The sequence below is a fragment of the Pseudalkalibacillus sp. NRS-1564 genome, from assembly GCF_050467905.1.
In the GTDB taxonomy this organism is placed as follows: Bacteria; Bacillota; Bacilli; order Bacillales; family Guptibacillaceae; genus Guptibacillus; species Guptibacillus hwajinpoensis_B.
The window spans coordinates 88,654-105,970 of record NZ_JBITPM010000040.1 but is presented as its reverse complement, the minus strand read 5'-3'; the positions used below and the strand labels follow the sequence as shown (position 1 = coordinate 105,970).

Annotated in this window: 13 protein-coding genes; 1 reads left to right on the top strand and 12 read right to left on the bottom strand. The window is 40.6% G+C overall.

The genetic code is table 11. From position 1 onward, the window contains the following. Nucleotides 1-292 precede the first annotated feature (292 nt). Nucleotides 293-1,537 (top strand): YeeE/YedE family protein, encoded by a 1,245-nt coding sequence (locus tag ACIFPW_RS18395; RefSeq protein ID WP_430246455.1) that lies wholly within the window; start codon nucleotides 293-295, stop codon nucleotides 1,535-1,537. Nucleotides 1,538-1,645: 108 nt separating this feature from the next. On the opposite strand, the gene ACIFPW_RS18390 is transcribed toward ACIFPW_RS18395, so the two are convergent. The 12 genes from ACIFPW_RS18390 to preA all read right to left on the bottom strand — a co-directional run bounded on the left by ACIFPW_RS18390 (nucleotide 1,646) and on the right by preA (nucleotide 17,298). Beyond that, the gene (locus ACIFPW_RS18390; protein WP_430246454.1) at nucleotides 1,646-1,849 is read right to left on the bottom strand and encodes a DUF6501 family protein; all 204 of its coding nucleotides are present in this window, start codon (nucleotides 1,847-1,849) and stop codon (nucleotides 1,646-1,648) included. 160 nt (nucleotides 1,850-2,009) lie between these two features. Next, on the bottom strand, nucleotides 2,010-3,311 hold the full coding sequence (gene odhB / locus ACIFPW_RS18385; protein WP_430246452.1) for a 2-oxoglutarate dehydrogenase complex dihydrolipoyllysine-residue succinyltransferase: 1,302 nt from the start codon (nucleotides 3,309-3,311) through the stop codon (nucleotides 2,010-2,012). Beyond that, the gene (locus tag ACIFPW_RS18380) at nucleotides 3,304-6,162 is read right to left on the bottom strand and encodes a 2-oxoglutarate dehydrogenase E1 component (protein WP_430246451.1); all 2,859 of its coding nucleotides are present in this window, start codon (nucleotides 6,160-6,162) and stop codon (nucleotides 3,304-3,306) included. The genes odhB and ACIFPW_RS18380 overlap by 8 nt, the downstream gene beginning before the upstream one ends. 496 nt (nucleotides 6,163-6,658) lie before the next feature. Beyond that, the gene (locus tag ACIFPW_RS18375) at nucleotides 6,659-7,642 is read right to left on the bottom strand and encodes a quinone oxidoreductase family protein (protein ID WP_430246450.1); all 984 of its coding nucleotides are present in this window, start codon (nucleotides 7,640-7,642) and stop codon (nucleotides 6,659-6,661) included. A gap of 130 nt (nucleotides 7,643-7,772) precedes the next feature. After that, a complete protein-coding gene (locus tag ACIFPW_RS18370) occupies nucleotides 7,773-9,110 on the bottom strand; it encodes an aspartate aminotransferase family protein (protein WP_430246448.1) in 1,338 nt (445 codons plus the stop codon). 15 nt (nucleotides 9,111-9,125) lie between these two features. Continuing rightward, nucleotides 9,126-10,592 carry a CoA-acylating methylmalonate-semialdehyde dehydrogenase gene (locus tag ACIFPW_RS18365; RefSeq protein ID WP_283152100.1) on the bottom strand — a complete coding sequence of 489 codons (1,467 nt, stop codon included), beginning with the start codon at nucleotides 10,590-10,592 and terminating at the stop codon, nucleotides 9,126-9,128. A 111-nt stretch (nucleotides 10,593-10,703) separates the two neighbouring features. Next, nucleotides 10,704-12,293, bottom strand: a complete 1,590-nt coding sequence (locus ACIFPW_RS18360; protein WP_430246446.1) for a PucR family transcriptional regulator — start codon at nucleotides 12,291-12,293, stop codon at nucleotides 10,704-10,706. Between the two features lie 292 nt (nucleotides 12,294-12,585). Beyond that, complete coding sequence (locus ACIFPW_RS18355) at nucleotides 12,586-12,828, bottom strand: hypothetical protein (protein ID WP_194221659.1); 243 nt, start codon at nucleotides 12,826-12,828, stop codon at nucleotides 12,586-12,588. Between the two features lie 14 nt (nucleotides 12,829-12,842). Then, complete coding sequence (locus tag ACIFPW_RS18350; RefSeq protein ID WP_430246445.1) at nucleotides 12,843-13,073, bottom strand: hypothetical protein; 231 nt, start codon at nucleotides 13,071-13,073, stop codon at nucleotides 12,843-12,845. A 4-nt stretch (nucleotides 13,074-13,077) separates the two neighbouring features. Continuing rightward, the gene (locus ACIFPW_RS18345) at nucleotides 13,078-14,559 is read right to left on the bottom strand and encodes an NCS1 family transporter (RefSeq protein ID WP_430246443.1); all 1,482 of its coding nucleotides are present in this window, start codon (nucleotides 14,557-14,559) and stop codon (nucleotides 13,078-13,080) included. 24 nt (nucleotides 14,560-14,583) lie between these two features. Beyond that, on the bottom strand, nucleotides 14,584-16,002 hold the full coding sequence (hydA, locus tag ACIFPW_RS18340; protein WP_430246441.1) for a dihydropyrimidinase: 1,419 nt from the start codon (nucleotides 16,000-16,002) through the stop codon (nucleotides 14,584-14,586). Between the two features lie 15 nt (nucleotides 16,003-16,017). After that, entirely contained in the window at nucleotides 16,018-17,298 is a 1,281-nt protein-coding gene (preA, locus tag ACIFPW_RS18335; protein WP_430246439.1) for an NAD-dependent dihydropyrimidine dehydrogenase subunit PreA, read from the bottom strand. Nucleotides 17,299-17,317: the final 19 nt, after the last annotated feature.

The following is a 17,317-nucleotide window of genomic DNA, read 5'->3' as shown; positions in this document are numbered from 1 at the left end:
CTGATCTTAAGCTGTATATCTTTCTATTAATTCTATGAAAAAACGTTATTTTGCACAGAAATATTATATCACACCCCCTCTATATAGGACGAATGGTGCATATCAACCGATCGGTTTTAAGAAGCTATGTTTCTTTATATTGTTAATACCTCATTGTTTGGTTCATTCAAGTGAAGCTGTTCATTATGATAGCTTTTAGGAAAGAACACGTACTTGTTTACAAAAAGGGAAATATCATGTAGGATGTATAAATCAATTCACACTAAATACATCGGAATGAGGTGCATTATATATGGCTATGGAACAGCCGATACATCGTTCAAAATCTAATTTACAATTACCGTTTTTAAAAGCGCCACAAAAACCTGTTTTAACTGGTGGCTTTATCGTTATTGGTTTACTAGCACTAATTCTGTGGCTGGATCAAGGCATTCAACAATTTGTGCTGTTTGGTTTAGGCCTATTACTTGGGTACTGTCTCTTACATGCAAGATTTGGATTCACTTCCGCCTTCAGACAACTTCTAAGTGTAGGCAACGGGACAGCTATTCAGTCACATATGCTTATGTTAGCTGTGGCAAGTACGTTGTTTGCGCCAATACTCGCAAATGGTTTTGGTTTATTTAATACAAATCCAACAGGATATGTTTTTCCAGTGGGAACTAGCGTTGTAGTAGGATCTTTTCTATTTGGTATAGGCATGCAACTTGGTGGAGGTTGTGCTTCTGGGACACTCTATACAGTTGGATGGGGAAAGTCTGAAATGCTGCTAACATTATTTGGTTTCATTGTTGGTTCTGTCATTGGTGCCTGGCACTTTGATTTCTGGGTAAATCAAATGCCATCTTTTGAGGCCATCTCGTTAGCAGAAGACACGGGCTTAGGTTATTTTGGTGCTTGGATTGCCCAACTATTTTTATTTGCTATCATATTCATTGTAATAAGAGGTATTGCAAAAAAACGAAAGCCCCCTAAGATGAAACCTTTGCCGACATCAACTGGATGGAAACGGATCTTCCGCGGCTCATGGCCGATTTGGACAGCTGCCATTGCCCTCGGTATCCTAAATGCATTAACACTTATCTCGCGTGGAAATCCTTGGGGTATTACGTCAGCTTTTGCTCTATGGGGATCTAAGATTGCGCTGTTTCTTGGCATAGATGTTACGCAATGGGGTTATTGGTCTGGAGGAAAAGCTGCTGCTCTTGAACAATCAATCCTTACAGATTCAACTAGCGTTATGAACTTCGGTGTCATTTTAGGTGCTTTTGTTGCAGCAGGTGCTGGGGGCGCATTCGTTATGAGAAGAGTTCCATTGAAATTAGCTGCTGCTTCTATTATAGGCGGTTTATTAATGGGCTACGGTGCTCGTCTCGCCTACGGCTGTAACATAGGGGCATACTTTGGCGGGATTGCATCCTTTAGCCTTCACGGCTGGGTATGGATGATTGTAGCTCTTGCAGGTTCATATGTTGCGCTTTATTTAAGACCACTATTCGGTTTGAAAAATCCTAAAAAAGATGATCAATTTTGCTAACGTAACTGGGCACTGGATAATATCCAGTGCCCTTCATAATGGTGAAAAATCATTGCGTATAATAAAAAGACCAGATCATTAATAATCTGGTCTAACCGATATGGAATACTAAATTTCCTCAAAATACTCTTTATAAAATCCGCCAACTTTTCCACTATTATCAACTACAAATAAAAACTCTTCTGTTTCATTCTTAACTTCATATGTTTTACCTTCTGTTAATACGCGATTGACCATATACTTCTTTGCATCTGTATGTACACACTTCACATTATTAATAGTAGGTGCTTCTTTCCATGAATGATGAATCATCTTGTTTCACTTCCTTTCAACTTTCTTTTTATTTTACATGACAGAACCAATAAGATAAAGGAAGATCATCTATTCCTTTTCAAACAAGTAAATGGCGGAATCACCAACTGGCTTCATGTAAAAAGAACCTGAATCAGAAAGATTCAGGTTCTTCAATACATTACCCTTCTAGAAGTAGCTGTTCTGGATCTTCAAGAAGGTCTTTGATTTTAGCAAGGAAGCTAACCGCTTCTCCTCCATCAACAATACGGTGATCGTATGAGAGGGCGATGTACATCATCGGACGGTTTTCCATTCTTTCCTGATCAATTGCCATAGGACGCCATTGAATTTTGTGCATTCCTAGAATACCAACTTGAGGAGCGTTCAAAATCGGTGTCGAAAGCATTGATCCGAAAATCCCACCATTAGTAATAGTGAATGAACCACCCTGAAGTTCATCAAGCTTTAATTTATTATCACGAGCTTTTTTTGCAAGGTTACCAATTTCCTGTTCGATTCCAGCAAAAGATAGCTTATCTGCATCACGAACGACAGGAACGACAAGTCCTTCCTCTGCTCCAACTGCAATACCGATATCATAAAACTTCTTCAAGACAATATCAGTATCTTGAATTTCTGCATTTAGACGTGGATACTTCTTCAGTGCGCCAACAACCGCTTTCGTGAAAAATGACATAAATCCGAGCTTTACATCATTATCTTCTAGAAACTTGTCTTTGCGACGCTTACGAAGTTCCATAATCGCTGTCATGTCAACTTCATTAAACGTTGTTAACATAGCTGCCGTGTGCTGTACTTCCACAAGACGCTTAGCAATCGTTTGACGACGACGTGACATCTTCACACGCTCTACTGGCTTGCCTTCATTTGCATCAGGAGATTTCTTTTCTTGTTTCGGAGTCTCCTGTTTCTTTTCTTGCTTAGGTGCTTCTTTCTGGTTCGCTTTATCTGCATGTGCCTTCACATCGTCTGGACGAACACGACCTAATGGATCGCGTGTTTCAACATTGTTTAAATCAACACCTAGTTCACGGGCAAGCTTACGCGCAGAAGGTGAAGCAACAGTGCGACCATTCTCGGATTTTTCTTCACTTGATTCAGTTGCATGTGCTTTAGATTCTTGCTCTGACTTCGCATCCTCAGGTGTTTCTTTTTCTTCCTGTTTTGCTTCCGCATTTTCAGTGGATTTCTCTTCTTTTGTTTCAGAAGAACTATTTTCTCCACTTCCGCTGCCAAGATAAGCAATAATTTCGCCTACTTCAACATTATCTCCTGGCTCTTTAAGAAGTTCTTCAATCACGCCATCATTTTCTGCGCTCACTTCAATGTTTACTTTATCTGTTTCAAGCTCAACAAGGTTGTCACCTTTTTCAACTTTGTCGCCTACTTTGATTAACCATTGAGAAATGGTACCTTCTGTAATGGATTCTGCTAGTTCTGGTACTTTAACTTCAATCACGACGATTACCTCCTTGATGGGAAACAGTTTTGGATGGTTCTAATACTTCTTGAATAATTCTTTCCTGGTCTTTCTTATGCACGTTAGGCTCTCCACCTGCAGGACTTGAACGATCAGGACGTCCTACATAGGTAACGGAAACTCCATCAGGTGCTGAATCGTGAATTCGAGATGCGATATAATTCCATGCTCCCATATTCTTTGGTTCTTCTTGTAACCAAATGATTTCTTTCACATTTGAATACCGTTCAAAAATCTTCTTCACTTCATCCTCAGGGAATGGATATAATTGCTCCACTCTTAAAACATGTAGCCAGTCATACTTTTCATCAGATGACTCAATTTCAGCTGCAAGATCAACAGCTACTTTCCCAGTACATAAAACAATACGTTCGACTTTCGTTTTCTTCTCACCAAGACCCGCTTGTTCAACAACGCTTAGGAACTGACCTTGACTAAATTCGAAACCAGGTGATGATGTACGTTGATTACGAAGTAGGCTCTTAGGAGTCATAATAACGAGCGGACGAACTTCTTGTTTCTCTAGTATCGCAGCTTGTCTTCGCAATATGTGGAAGTATTGTGCCGCACTAGTAAGGTTCGCAACTGTCCAGTTGTTTTCTGCAGCTAAAGTAAGGAAGCGTTCAACTCTACCACTTGAATGCTCAGGACCTTGACCTTCATAACCATGAGGAAGTAGAAGAACCATTCCTGATTTTTGTCCCCACTTAGCTCTTCCAGCAGAAACAAATTGGTCAAATATAACTTGAGCAGCATTAGCAAAGTCACCATATTGTGCTTCCCAAATAACGAGTGTTTCTGGAGCAAAAACATTATATCCATATTCGAATCCAACAACTGACGCTTCAGATAGTGGACTATTATGAATCGCAAAGGAAGACTCTGCCTGCGGTATTTCGTGTAGCGGACAGAACGTCTCTCCAGTTTCTTTATCATGAAGAACGAGATGACGTTGCGCGAATGTACCACGCTGTGAGTCCTGACCCGTAATACGAATTGGAGTTCCATCACCTAGAATAGAAGCAAATGCTAGCGTTTCACCAAGGGCCCAATCCACTTTTCCGCCCTCTTCCAACATATCAAGTCTTCTTTTTAAAATCCGCTCAAGCTTTGGATATACATTAAAGCCATCAGGACGAATTAGAAGCTTCTCATTAATATCTTTCAATGTTTCAAGTTGAACAGATGTATCAATAGTTGGTATTCCTTTAACGATTTCTTTAGGCGGCTGCAGTTCTTTTACATCTGTATCAGCTTCGCCACCCTTAGCCACCTTATCGTATTGCTCTTGTAGCTGTGCAAGAATTTCCTCATCATATTTCTCGCCATCACCACTCTCGATGACTTTCTGCTCAGTAAGATACTTCGCATAGCTCACTCGAACAGTAGGGTGGTTTTTAATCTTTTCATATAAATGCGGCTGCGTTACAGCCGGATCATCCATTTCATTATGGCCAAATCGACGATAGCCGATGAGATCAATTAGAAAGTCTTTATTAAACTTCATGCGGTATTCGTATGCTAGGTGCATAGCAGCGAGACACGCCTCTGGATCATCCGCATTAACGTGAACAATTGGAATTTCGTAGCCTTTAGCAAGATCACTTGCGTACTTTGTAGAGCGAGAATCCGTGCTTTCAGTCGTAAATCCAAGCTGATTGTTAGCTATGATATGAATCGTTCCACCAGTATGATAGCCTTTCAGCTGACTTAAGTTAAGCGTCTCAGCAACCACTCCCTCACCTGGGAAGGCCGCATCGCCATGAATTAAGATAGCAAACGATTTACGGAAGTCCTGCTTTGGCTCACCTTTTTCTTCACGTGTTTCTTGAGCAGCTCGAGCATAACCTTCTACAACAGGATCGACGAATTCAAGATGACTCGGGTTGTTTGCTAGTGTTACCGTTGCTTTAGCAGTATCAGACTCTTCAAATTTCCGGTCTGCCCCCATGTGATATTTAACGTCACCAGTCCAACCGTAGTTAATTCCCATTGAACCTTCTGAAGGAACGAGTTCCTTATTTGGTGCATGGTGAAATTCAGAGAATATTTTCTCGTAAGGCTTGTTTAAAACGTGTGTTAGAACATTCAAACGCCCTCGGTGCGCCATACCAATCATAACGTTCTTTGCACCATCACTTGTCCCGCATTTAATAACATCGTCAAGCATCGGCACCATGGCATCAACGCCTTCGATTGAAAAGCGCTTTTGACCAACAAATGTTTTATGAAGGAATTTCTCGAATCCTTCTACTTCCGTTAATCTGCGTAGGAGCTCCTTACGATCGTCATTCGTAAGTGTACGACTTACAGAGTCGTTTTCTACCATTTCATCTAGCCATTTACGCTCATCGTCTGAATGAACATGAGTGAACTCATAAGACATAGATTTTGTATAAAGATCTTGCAATTTTTGAATCGCTTGCAATCCATTGTTTACTTCATCAGGAGCATTTTCCCAAATCACTTGTGCAGGAATCGCTTTCAGGTCTTCATCAGAGAGACCGTATTTCTGTGGTGTCATGAAATCCTGATCAGATTTTTCATTAGAAAGCGGGTTGATCGCCGCAGCTAAATGACCGTATGTACGAATATTGTCGGCTAATTTAACAGCAGAAATAACCTTTTTGAGATTAGCTGGCTGACCTGAAGTTTCAACTACTTCTTGTGAAGAAGGTGGGGGTCCCCACTGGTCAAATTTTTGACGCATGTCTGGATCAACAGATTCAGGATCCTCTTGATATTTTTCATATAATTCAATGGCATAGCCAAGGTTTGGTCCATAAAATTCTTGCCATGGGTGTTCCACTCTGGACTGTTTGGTATTCAAAGCATGCTACCTCCCTGCTGGGTTTAAACTCGATTAGTGCAATGGTCTAATTGCACACCACTTTAAGCATGGTTTCTTACTTGTTCTTTACACTCATTTCGCGATTTGAAACATTCAATTTAAAAAAACGCTTACATTGATATTTTAGCATAATTTTAGACTGCTCACAAAACTTTCAAGCAAATTATCGAAAAAAATTTCAACGAACAATGATAAAAGTCGAAAAATTTTTCGAATATTAACACAGTGCAATACTAAATTACCACAAAGTGTTACCATAGTGAATAGCTAATATCGATTTTCTACCAATGAATATTTACAGCGGTTTATTTCTTTAGTGTCATACGAGCGAAATGCGGTCCATTTTTTTCATTCATCCTATAGGATTCGTTAAAAATTAGTTGTATGTGGAAAAGCGAAGTACTACTTACCTAAACGAATATCAGCTATAACTAAACAAAGCCGACCTTTATAGGTCGGCTTTGTTTATGTTGAATTAAGGTGTTAAGATTAGTTTTCCTTTCGTTTGACGCCCTTGAAGCATACGATGAACGTCAGATGCTTCTTCTAAATTAAATACACCACCAATTGTTAATTTCAATTCTCCACTTTGCATATAATGTAGCAATTCTTCGAGACTCTTCTGATAAAGGGCTGGTTTGCGCATCATTTGTGGCAGAAAAAAACCAACTACTGATTGATTTTTCTCCATAAGAGAGGATGGGTAGAAGCGGCTTTGTTCTCCGCTCGCCACGCCATAAATAACGAGTCGTCCAAATGGAGCAAGACACTTTAACGATTTTCTAAAAACGTCTCCGCCTGCCATTTCCAGAATAACGTCCACTCCATTACCATCTGTTGCATCTAAAACTTCTTGCTCCCATCCTTCTTTCGTATAGTCCACAGTGTGATCTGCACCCATATCAGCAGCAAGCTTTCTTTTTTCTTCACTACTCGCTGTTCCAATAACCGTTTTAGCTCCCCATAGTCTTGCTAGTTGAACAGCTATTGTTCCAACGCCACCTGCAGCCGCATGAATTAAGACAGTTTCCCCATTTTCAAATCGTCCCATTGTTTTGAGTGTATGGTAAGCACTCAAACCCTGTAGCGGTAACGCAACAGCATACTGAGGTTCAACACCTTCAGGAACGGCAATCAACCCTCTTTCATCAGCTAGCGTAAATTCTGCATAACCCGTCGCATTTTTCGTGCCTAGTAACGTCACAACAGATGATCCTGGTTTTACGGAAGTCACCTTCTCTCCAACAGCTTTCACTATACCTGCTACTTCGGAGCCTGGAATGTAAGGAAGCGGGGTTTCAACAACATATTGCCCTTCTCTTCTCGCTGTATCAGCGTAATTTACTCCAATAGCTTGAATTTCAATTAATACTTCATGACCTTTTGGTTCCGGAACATCCATGTCAATGAGTTGTAAAACTTCGGGTCCACCAAATTCCTTCAGTTGGATCGCTTTCATTATAATTCCTCCTTTTAAACTAACCAGTCAGTATGTAACACTTTCACTATAATATAAGATATTCAAATATTCAATCTTTTTTAATTAATACCACTGCCTTGCAAATAAAAAGTGCGCCCTCGGCGCACTGTTATAAATGTAGGAGACCTTCAATTACGGTTTGAGCAAGTAAATCGACATCCTTTTCTTTGATCGTTAGTGGAGGAGCCATCGTTAAAACATTGTTATAACCTGCTACCGTGTCACCATTCTTCCCTATAATTACACCTTGTGATTTGCAATAGGCGATTACTTTATTTAGCTCACTGACTGCTAAGGGCTTCTTAGTGCTCTTGTCTTCGACGAGCTCAATGCCAACCAATAATCCTTTCCCTCGAACATCACCAACATTTGGGTGAGTGGCTAAGCGCTCTGTTAACTGCTTCTTTAGCTTATCACCTAATGTAAGTGACCGATCAAAAAGCTGCTCCTGCTCCATTATTTCTAAATTCTTTAGGGCAAGTGCACATGAGGCTGGGTTGCCGCCGAATGTATTGATATGTCTGAAATGATCATAAGAATCTTTTCCCTTAAATGCTTCGTAGACCTCTTCTTTAACAGCTGTTGCGGATAATGGGAGGTAACCACTTGTTAAACCTTTTGCCATTGTCACTATATCTGGCTTCACATCATAATTCATAAAGCCAAATGCTTTTCCTGTTCTTCCGAAGCCACAAATCACTTCATCACAAATTAACAGAGCGCCGTGCTTTTCACATATTTCTTTCACGGATTTCATGTACTCTTGTTGAGGCATAATAATACCTCCACCTGTGATGATCGGTTCCATAATCATAGCGGCGATTGTCTGGCTAAGTTCCCATCTCATTATGTCATCAACGGCTTTGACCGAAGGTAGTTGTCCTTGATGATCTTGATTCTCTCTATACGTATCTGGTGGCTGTACATGTAAAAAACCCTGACCAAGTGGTTCATATTTGTATTTTCGTTGCGCCTGACCTGTTGCAGCTAATGAACCCATTGTATTACCATGATACGCTCTATAGCGGGAAACAATTTTATGTCTACTTCCTTCTCCCTTTTGCTCATGGTATTGCCTTGCAATTTTGAAAGCTGTTTCGTTTGCTTCAGACCCGCTATTAGAGAAAAAGATAACGTATCCTCCACCAAGCATCTCATTTAGCTTTTCTGCTAACTTAATAGCCGGGGCGTGTGTATGCGTTAACGGATAATAAGATAACTCTTTAAGCTGATCGAAAGCTGCTTGAGCCAGTTCGTCTCGACCGTACCCAACATTGACACACCAGAGTCCAGCCATAGCATCGAGAAATTGATTTCCTTCGTAATCAGTTAACCAGGCACCATTTGCTTTCTCAATCACCATAGTAGACTTTGGATCATATGGACGCATCGCATGCCAGACGTATTTCTCATCTTTTCCTGCAAGATTCTCGTGAGCAGTATGCATACTCTTCACTCCCCTCTAGTAGTCAAAGCGAGTTGTAATCATTTTTCTTTTTGTATAGAAATTCACACCATCTTTTCCATTTGCATGAAGATCTCCATAGAAAGAATCCTTCCATCCCGAAAAAGGGAAAAATGCCATAGGTGCTGGAACACCAACATTTACGCCAAGCATGCCAGCATCGGCTTCTTCACGGAATTTCCTAATCGCCCCTGCATCCTTCGTATAAATTGTTGCGCCGTTACCATACCGAGATTTGCGGAGAATACCAAGCGCTCCATCAATCCCATCAGCATGTAATAAACTAAGAACAGGTGCAAAAATCTCTTCTTTTGCAATCGTCATCTCTGGTGTCACTTCATCAAAGATAGTAGGTCCAATAAAATTCCCCTGCTCATGCTCTTTCATGTCACTGCGTCCATCACGAATTAACGCTGCTCCTTCTTCTAAACCTTTATCGATGTATCCAAGAACTTTTTCACGATGTGATGCTCGAATGACTGGCGTTAGCAACACCTCTTCATCTAATCCATTCCCCATCTTCAATTCATTTGCTTTGTCTTTTAAAGCAGAAATAAACGCTTCACCGTCTCCAACAATAACCACGGCACTACAAGCCATACAACGCTGACCTGCACTACCAAATGTCGAACTAATGACTTGTTGAACAGCCTTTTCGATATCTGCATCAGGCATCACAATATGATGATTTTTGGCACCAGATAGCGCCTGCACTCTTTTACCTCGTGATGCCGCTTGTTCATAGACATATTTAGCAACGGGCTGAGAGCCTACGAATGACACTGCTTTTACTTCTTCATGTTCTATCAATCCATTTACAACGTCATGAGCACCGTGCACAATATTAAATACACCTTTTGGTAAACCAGCTTCTGTTAACAGTTCCGCCATACGGTTAGCAAGAATGGGCGTACGTTCAGAAGGCTTCAAAACAAACGTATTCCCACAGGCAATGGCAAGAGGAAACATCCAATGAGGTACCATCATTGGAAAGTTAAATGGAGTAATTCCCCCAACAACACCCACAGGATAGCGGAACATCTCTGAATCTATACTTTCAGCGATCGTAGACAGATTGTCTCCCATCATTAAAGAAGGTGCTCCAGTCGCAAACTCCACACATTCAATACCACGAAGCACTTCTCCATATGCTTCTTTATAACTCTTTCCATTTTCTTTAACAACGAGCTCAGCTAGTTCCTCGTGGTTTTTCACTAGAAGGGAATGATACTTAAACAATACTCGTGCCCTTTTTGGAACAGGAACTTTGCTCCATGTTTCAAATGCAGTGGTCGCAGCATGAACAGCAAGATCAACGTCTTCTTTTGACGATAGTGGCACATATGCGAGGTTCTCTTCTGTTGCAGGATTTGGGACGTCAAGCGTATCTTTACTTTTGGCGTTTACCCATTCCCCATTAACAAAGTTTTTTAATACGGCCGTTTCCTTCTTTACAACTGTCATTACATGCCCTCCTTTGATTCGTTCATATCTTTATTGTAGGGGATGTAATGGCACTCATACATTAGACAAAACGTAACATGGATGAGGAGCCTATTGTACACGTTGCACATTTTATCCATTTTGTTTCAAATAATCGTATGCATGTAACGAGAATTCAATAGCTTGCCGCTTAGGAGAGCACATAAAATCACTCCCAAGTAACTCTTCCAATTTTTCTAACCGATGATAAAGGGTCTGTCGTACAACGTAAAGCTGTTCAGCCGTTTCCTTTTTTGATCCATTGCAACACATGTAGACTTTCAACGTATTTAGTAAGTTGCTGTTATTCTTCGAATCATATTGCATAACGGGGTCTAAATAATCAAACATAAATTCATTAAGTTCTCTCCCCTTAGCTAGTTGGAAGATCATACGGTAAATATGGAAGTCATTGTAGTAGGTCACTATAGATGATTGTGAGAATAGTTTCTCATTCATGACAAGTGTCTCAAGAGATGAATCATAGCTTTTATGCATGTCTTTTAAGAGGTGGACATGTTTACCTACTCCTATTTTCTCCACTTCTGGTACAGACTCTTTTTGTAAGATGTCGCTTTGAAGAAAACGTTCAAAGGCCTCTCGTAAACGGTGATCAACATCTGCTTCAGATCGACGATTTAGAATGATGATTATCAGTTTATTCCTTGATGTTAACGATAATACAAAGAAACCTTCCTGTTCAAAAACAGACCGCATGAGAAGCATAAAGTATGTCATCTGAGAAGAAGTGTAGGTATCATGATGTTTTTTGAATTTACACGTGCATACATGAAGACCTCGTGGAATAAGTGTTTCATCCACATCTACAAGATAGGATAAAACTCTTTCTTCAGAATGCTTTCCTTCAATCCAATCGTATAACCATTCAGTTTCAAGAGCTCGCTTCTTCTCTTCAATATATAATTCTCGTAAAAGATATTGAGCGATTGCCGTAGCACTTCGATCAAGTAGTAGCATATCGTAATCAGAAATCGAAGCATGTTGCGCAGGGACAAGTATGAGATTCGCAAAGTGATAATCCATTGCACGAACATGTTGGAGCACGAGGCCTTTACCCTCTGGTTGGATCGTAAGAAAATGCAAAAACGTATCCTTTTTTTCTTCCGTTGCTTCAGGTGCAAAAATAGGCTCAGCTTCTTTAGGGTTATAAATCACCTGCATACCTGTTTTTATGGAAAGTAGCGTTAAAATCTTTGTTAAACATCCTGGTACAAGAAGAAGGTTATTGAGTTCCTGTGAAAACTGCTCCAGATCTGAAATCATTTGATAGTGATGGGCAATTAAGAGGGAGTGAAGGTCCTGTGTGATATCAACGAATCGAACTTCTCTTGTAAATGCAATAATGGGGAAATGATACTGATCGGCAAGTTCGATTATTTCTGAAGGGATATGATCCATGTATGTACCTATTTCAATGCAAAGACCAGCAGCTTTACTTTGTATCAATTGCTGCACAATAGAGCGAAAAACACTTATGTTATCTTTCCAAACAAATCCTGTGGATAAAATCAATTCTTCACCGTGTAATAGCTGCTTTACACTGGTTACTTCCATAACGTGAACCCACTTAATTCTTCGATCTAATCCGTTTTTTCCAGCTAAGACAGTAGCATGATGAAAATGTTCTCTCTCTAACACTTCATGGACCGTTAAACTAGTCATTCGCAGCATCCTACCACTTCCTCTTCTGAAGATTATATGGTTAATCTAATCATGAAGTTTTGCTATTCAGGGGTTTTACGGCACATAATCTTTCAACCATCATTTATGATAGCGCTTACATCTTGTGAGGATAACTTTACTACATCGTGAAAATCATTTCTAGGTATTCTCTAAATAATGACATTATTAGTCATAATTACTTAAATATTTTACATTACATTACGGTATATGAAATTTTTTCGTATGGTATCATTTGCATCAGTACACGAAAAGTAAAAAAAACACCGGGCAACTACTGCCCAGTGTCTACTTCCCATTCGTATTCGTCTAATAACTCCATTAAATAATAATATTGTTTCTTACTCCGGAAGTCCGTCTCTTTCCAATTTGATCGAATCCAGAGCGTTAACTCAGCTGCTGAATTGAAAATCTCTCCGCTCGTATCCGCCTTTCTTATCATATAACGACCATTTTCTTCATCAATCGTTACTTCGCATGGATAAGCGCTATCCTTCGAATATAAAGTGTACTCCATGAGCTTCCTCCTCTCTAAGTAACGGATTGCATCTGTTTTAAAAGAAGAGCTGAGAAGTATTTTCTCCCATCAGGGGTTTGAATATGAAGAATTTCCTTTGTAATTTCATCAGATTTCATGTCTTTATGAATAAACTCTATAAATGCCCCACTTAAATTCTCGGTAATACCATTGATTCGATATCCACGGTCAATAAAATAGTCGACCTTCTCGCGTTCGATTAAATAATGCTGATGTTCTCTCATTTCTTTAGCTCCTTTCGTCAAGTGCACTCCCCACTTCTTGAACAGCATGAGATTCACTGTCACTCATGATAGTCCAATCACGACCAACTGTTATCCCAAGGTATTTCTCATCACTTGGGTCTATCATTTCAGCTTGTTCATATTTCTTAAACCACCAGTATTTTGCTAAGACAAAGTAAGTTCCAGCACCTACAATAAAGCCTACAAGAAATGAATAGTTTGAGAGAAAATAAGCAGCTAATCCTCCGAGAACCCAGGCGATAAATCCAGCGGCATTTACCCCATTCATATAACGATACTGACCGTTTTGCTCATACAAATCTGGAACGTTGACGCGACGCTTTCTTAGAAGATAATAGTCAGCAAAAAGAATTCCAACAATCGCAGATAAGATCCCACCAACTATGAGCAAGATCGGTATGAGAATATTAAATAAGCTCCACGGCTGAACAACTGATCCTATAATACCTGCAATAAATACACCTGCCCAGAACGGAACTTTAGGTCCACCTACATTGGAGAAAATTGTGGCAGCTGGTACTAGGTTGGCAGATACATTAGTTGACCATTGAGCAAGAACGATCATTAATAATAAAATGCCGAGAACTAAACCAGTGGCGGCTTCCTGCAGTGCAACGACTGGATCATAATTCGAAACAGCAATGTAGGATACACCACCAATAATAACCATAAAGGTTTGCGTTATCGGTAGCGCAATCATACTACCTACTAACGTTCCTTTATTACGCTTCACCCAATTCCGCTCGAATTTAGGAGCCTTGATGAATCTTGATATAGAAGGAATGTCCGCTGAAATGGTTGCCCAAAATCCCATATTACTAAAGATAACGACAAGAAAAGCAGTAACTGCCGCTCCACCGGTCACAGGGCTTTCAATCCACGCCCATACTTCTCGCCCCTGTGCAACTGCCTGATCGGATAATGAAGCATACATCCATACAGAGATGATAATGATCACTGGTGCAGCGAGATCTGCGAATCGTTCAACTGCTTTGATACCTAGTGCAGTGTTTACGAGCTGAAGCGTTGCGAAAATCAGAAAACACACAAACCAGTTATCAAATCCAAAAAGTACATATAGAATTGCATTCATTGCCGTTGCACCAAAATACGTATTGATTCCAAACCAAAATGAAGCAGCAAGTCCTCTCACAATGGAAGGAATGTGTGTACCGATCGTACCAAAAGGTGCCCTCATATATACCGGAAAGGATAGACCATGTTCAATACCGATATCACCTATAACTGTAATAAATAAACCAATCCCAAGGGTTCCGATAATCGTTGCCGCTACAACCCACGTAAGTGACAGTGATTGAACACCGGCTCCACCAATTGCAAACGCGGCAAGAACAACAGCCATCCCAACCCACATCATTGCAAATCCGCCCGTCCCTATCTTTCTATCTTTATGAGCAATGGGCAAAAGATCCGGTGACTTTAAATAGCTTTCATCTTTTTTCATTCAGCTATCCCCTTTTTCGGTCTGTTACTGAATCATCATCGGCTTATCAGTGACGTTTTTTAGCTTGCCATATTTTGCTCGCTTCATATACTTCCCTGACCCCGGTGTACCTACAAACTGTTTGTTTTTAATTACGAATTCTCCTCTTACAAGAACTGTCTCTGGCTCACCTGTAATTTCCATTCCTTCAAAAGCATTGTAATCTACAGCCATATGATGTGTTTCAGCAGAGATTTTGCGTTTTGTTTCAGGGTTAAATATAACTAAATCTGCATCTGCTCCAATTGATACTGTCCCCTTCTTAGGAAATAATCCAAATAGCTTCGCTGATTTTGTTGAAGTAATATCAACAAACTGGTTTAATGAAATTCTTCTTTTCAGTACTCCTTCCGAGAAAAGAATACTAAACCGATCTTCAATCATTGGACCGCCATTAGGGATTTTTGTAAAATCATCTCGACCGAGGTCTTTTTGACCATTAAAATCAAATGAACACTGATCAGAACCAATCGTCTCAAGCTGTCCAGTTCGAAGAGCAGTCCAAAGAGCTTCCTGGTTCCACTTTTCACGAAGTGGCGGACTCCATACATACTTTGCACCTTCGAAATTCGGTTTCTCTAAGTAGGTTTGATCTAAAACAAGATATTGCGGACAAGTCTCGCCATGGATGTCATAGCCTTTCTTTCTTGCTTCAGCAATTTTATCAGCCGCTTCCTGACAGCTAACATGAACAACATATAGTTGAGAAGAAGCAAGACCAGTTAATTGGGCCGCACGACCTGTTGCTTCTCCTTCCACTTCTGGTGGTCTCGTTAATGCGTGATAAATAGGTTCAGTCTGACCTTTCGATAGCGCTTCCTTCGTTAAATATTCAATCACATCACCATTCTCAGCATGAACCATCACCAATGCTCCGAGTTCTTTAGCTGCTAAAAGAGTTCGATAAAGGGTTTCATCATCTGATTGAAAAACGTTTTTGTAAGCCATGAAAACTTTGAAAGATGTGATCCCCTCCTGATTGATCACATCAGGAAGCTGCTCTAAAACACTGTCGTTTATTTCGCTAATCATTAAATGAAAACTATAATCAATGACCGATTTATCCTTTGATTTGTCGTGCCATGTCTTAATCGCTGTTGATAGAGGCTTTCCTTTCTCAGTAAGGCAAAAATCGATGACAGATGTGGTGCCTCCAAAAGCTGCAGCAATCGTCCCTGTTTCAAAATCATCTTTTGAGACCGTACCACCAAAAGGCATTTCTAGATGTGTATGTGGATCGATTCCTCCAGGAAATACGTAACGATCACTCGCATCAATGATTTCAGCTCCTTCTTCTTCGATGTTCTTACCAATTGAAGAAATAATACCATCAGATATTAGAATATCTGCCCGGTACGTTTCACTGGCCGTTACAATGGTCCCATTTCGAATGATTTTTTTCATTTAAAATCCCCCTACTTATTTGGATATTTTGATATCTTTAAGCGAACCGATAAGAGATTGACGTTCGTTCCAGGTCATTTTTGGCAAATCATTTTGCACTTCAATCATATCGATTGCTCCATCAACTGGACAAACAACGGAACATAAATTGCAGCCTACGCAATCCTCTTCTCTTACTTGAAGAATCGCATGCCCATTTGGGTCATTTAGCATATCGATACATTGATGCGAGGTGTCCTCACATGCAATGTGGCATTTATTGCAATTGATGCAAACGTCATTGTTAATACGCGCCACCACTTTATGGTTAAGATCAAGATTACCCCAGTCAGAGAAGGTTGGAACAGATTTCCCAATGATGTCTTGGACCGAAAGAATGCCTCGTTCGTCAAGGTAAGAGGACAATCCGTCGATAAGATCCTCCACAATTCGAAAGCCGTGATGCATGGCGGCTGTACAAATTTGAACATTGCTTGCCCCCATCAACATAAATTCAATTGCATTTTGCCAGTTAGATACACCGCCCATTCCAGAAATCGGCACGTTAATACGGCTGTTTCTCGCACATTCACTTACCATATTTAGCGCAATCGGCTTAACCGCTGGACCACAGTAGCCGCCATGCGCTCCTTTTCCGCCAACATGCGGAATCGGTAGCCATGTATCAATATCAACCCCAGCAAGACTATTAATTGTATTAATCATACTCACCGCATCAGCTCCGCCTCTAACAGCTGCCTCAGCCGTCGCTGTGATATCTGTAATATTAGGCGTTAACTTAACGATGACTGGAGTTTCTGCAGCTTCTTTTGCCCAAAAAGTTTGTTTCTCCACAAGCTCAGGGACCTGCCCTGAAGCAGAGCCCATTCCCCGTTCAGCCATTCCATGTGGACAGCCAAAATTAAGCTCAAGGCCATCAACGCCAGCTGCTTCCGTCTTTTTAACGATTTCATGCCATGCTTCCTGATTAGGCTCAACCATTAATGAAGCGACAACGGCGTGGTTAGGAAATTTTTTCTTCGTTTCATAGATTTCTTTCAAATTCACTTCAAGTGGCCGATCTGTAATTAGCTCGATATTATTAAAACCCGCTACTCTTTGGCCATTGAAATGAACGGCTGCGTATCTCGAAGAAACATTCAGGATCGGGTCTCCAAGCGTTTTCCAAACAGCTCCTCCCCATCCCGCTTCGAATGCACGTTGTACTTGGTACCCGGAATTGGTAGGCGGAGCGGATGCTAACCAAAATGGGTTCGGTGAAGTGATACCCGCAAGATTCGTTCTAAGATCTGCCATCGATATTCCCCTTTCTCCT

Coding starts and splice junctions, on each gene's coding strand:
- ACIFPW_RS18350 (WP_430246445.1), bottom strand. CDS start 13,073: ATGAGAGAACATCAGCATTATTTAATCGAACGCGAGAAGGTCGACTAT.
- ACIFPW_RS18375 (WP_430246450.1), bottom strand. CDS start 7,642: ATGAAAGCGATCCAACTGAAGGAATTTGGTGGACCCGAAGTTTTACAA.
- preA (WP_430246439.1), bottom strand. CDS start 17,298: ATGGCAGATCTTAGAACGAATCTTGCGGGTATCACTTCACCGAACCCA.
- ACIFPW_RS18345 (WP_430246443.1), bottom strand. CDS start 14,559: ATGAAAAAAGATGAAAGCTATTTAAAGTCACCGGATCTTTTGCCCATT.
- ACIFPW_RS18355 (WP_194221659.1), bottom strand. CDS start 12,828: ATGGAGTACACTTTATATTCGAAGGATAGCGCTTATCCATGCGAAGTA.
- ACIFPW_RS18370 (WP_430246448.1), bottom strand. CDS start 9,110: ATGCATACTGCTCACGAGAATCTTGCAGGAAAAGATGAGAAATACGTC.
- hydA (WP_430246441.1), bottom strand. CDS start 16,002: ATGAAAAAAATCATTCGAAATGGGACCATTGTAACGGCCAGTGAAACG.
- ACIFPW_RS18365 (WP_283152100.1), bottom strand. CDS start 10,592: ATGACAGTTGTAAAGAAGGAAACGGCCGTATTAAAAAACTTTGTTAAT.
- ACIFPW_RS18395 (WP_430246455.1), top strand. CDS start 293: ATGGCTATGGAACAGCCGATACATCGTTCAAAATCTAATTTACAATTA.
- ACIFPW_RS18360 (WP_430246446.1), bottom strand. CDS start 12,293: ATGACTAGTTTAACGGTCCATGAAGTGTTAGAGAGAGAACATTTTCAT.
- ACIFPW_RS18390 (WP_430246454.1), bottom strand. CDS start 1,849: ATGATTCATCATTCATGGAAAGAAGCACCTACTATTAATAATGTGAAG.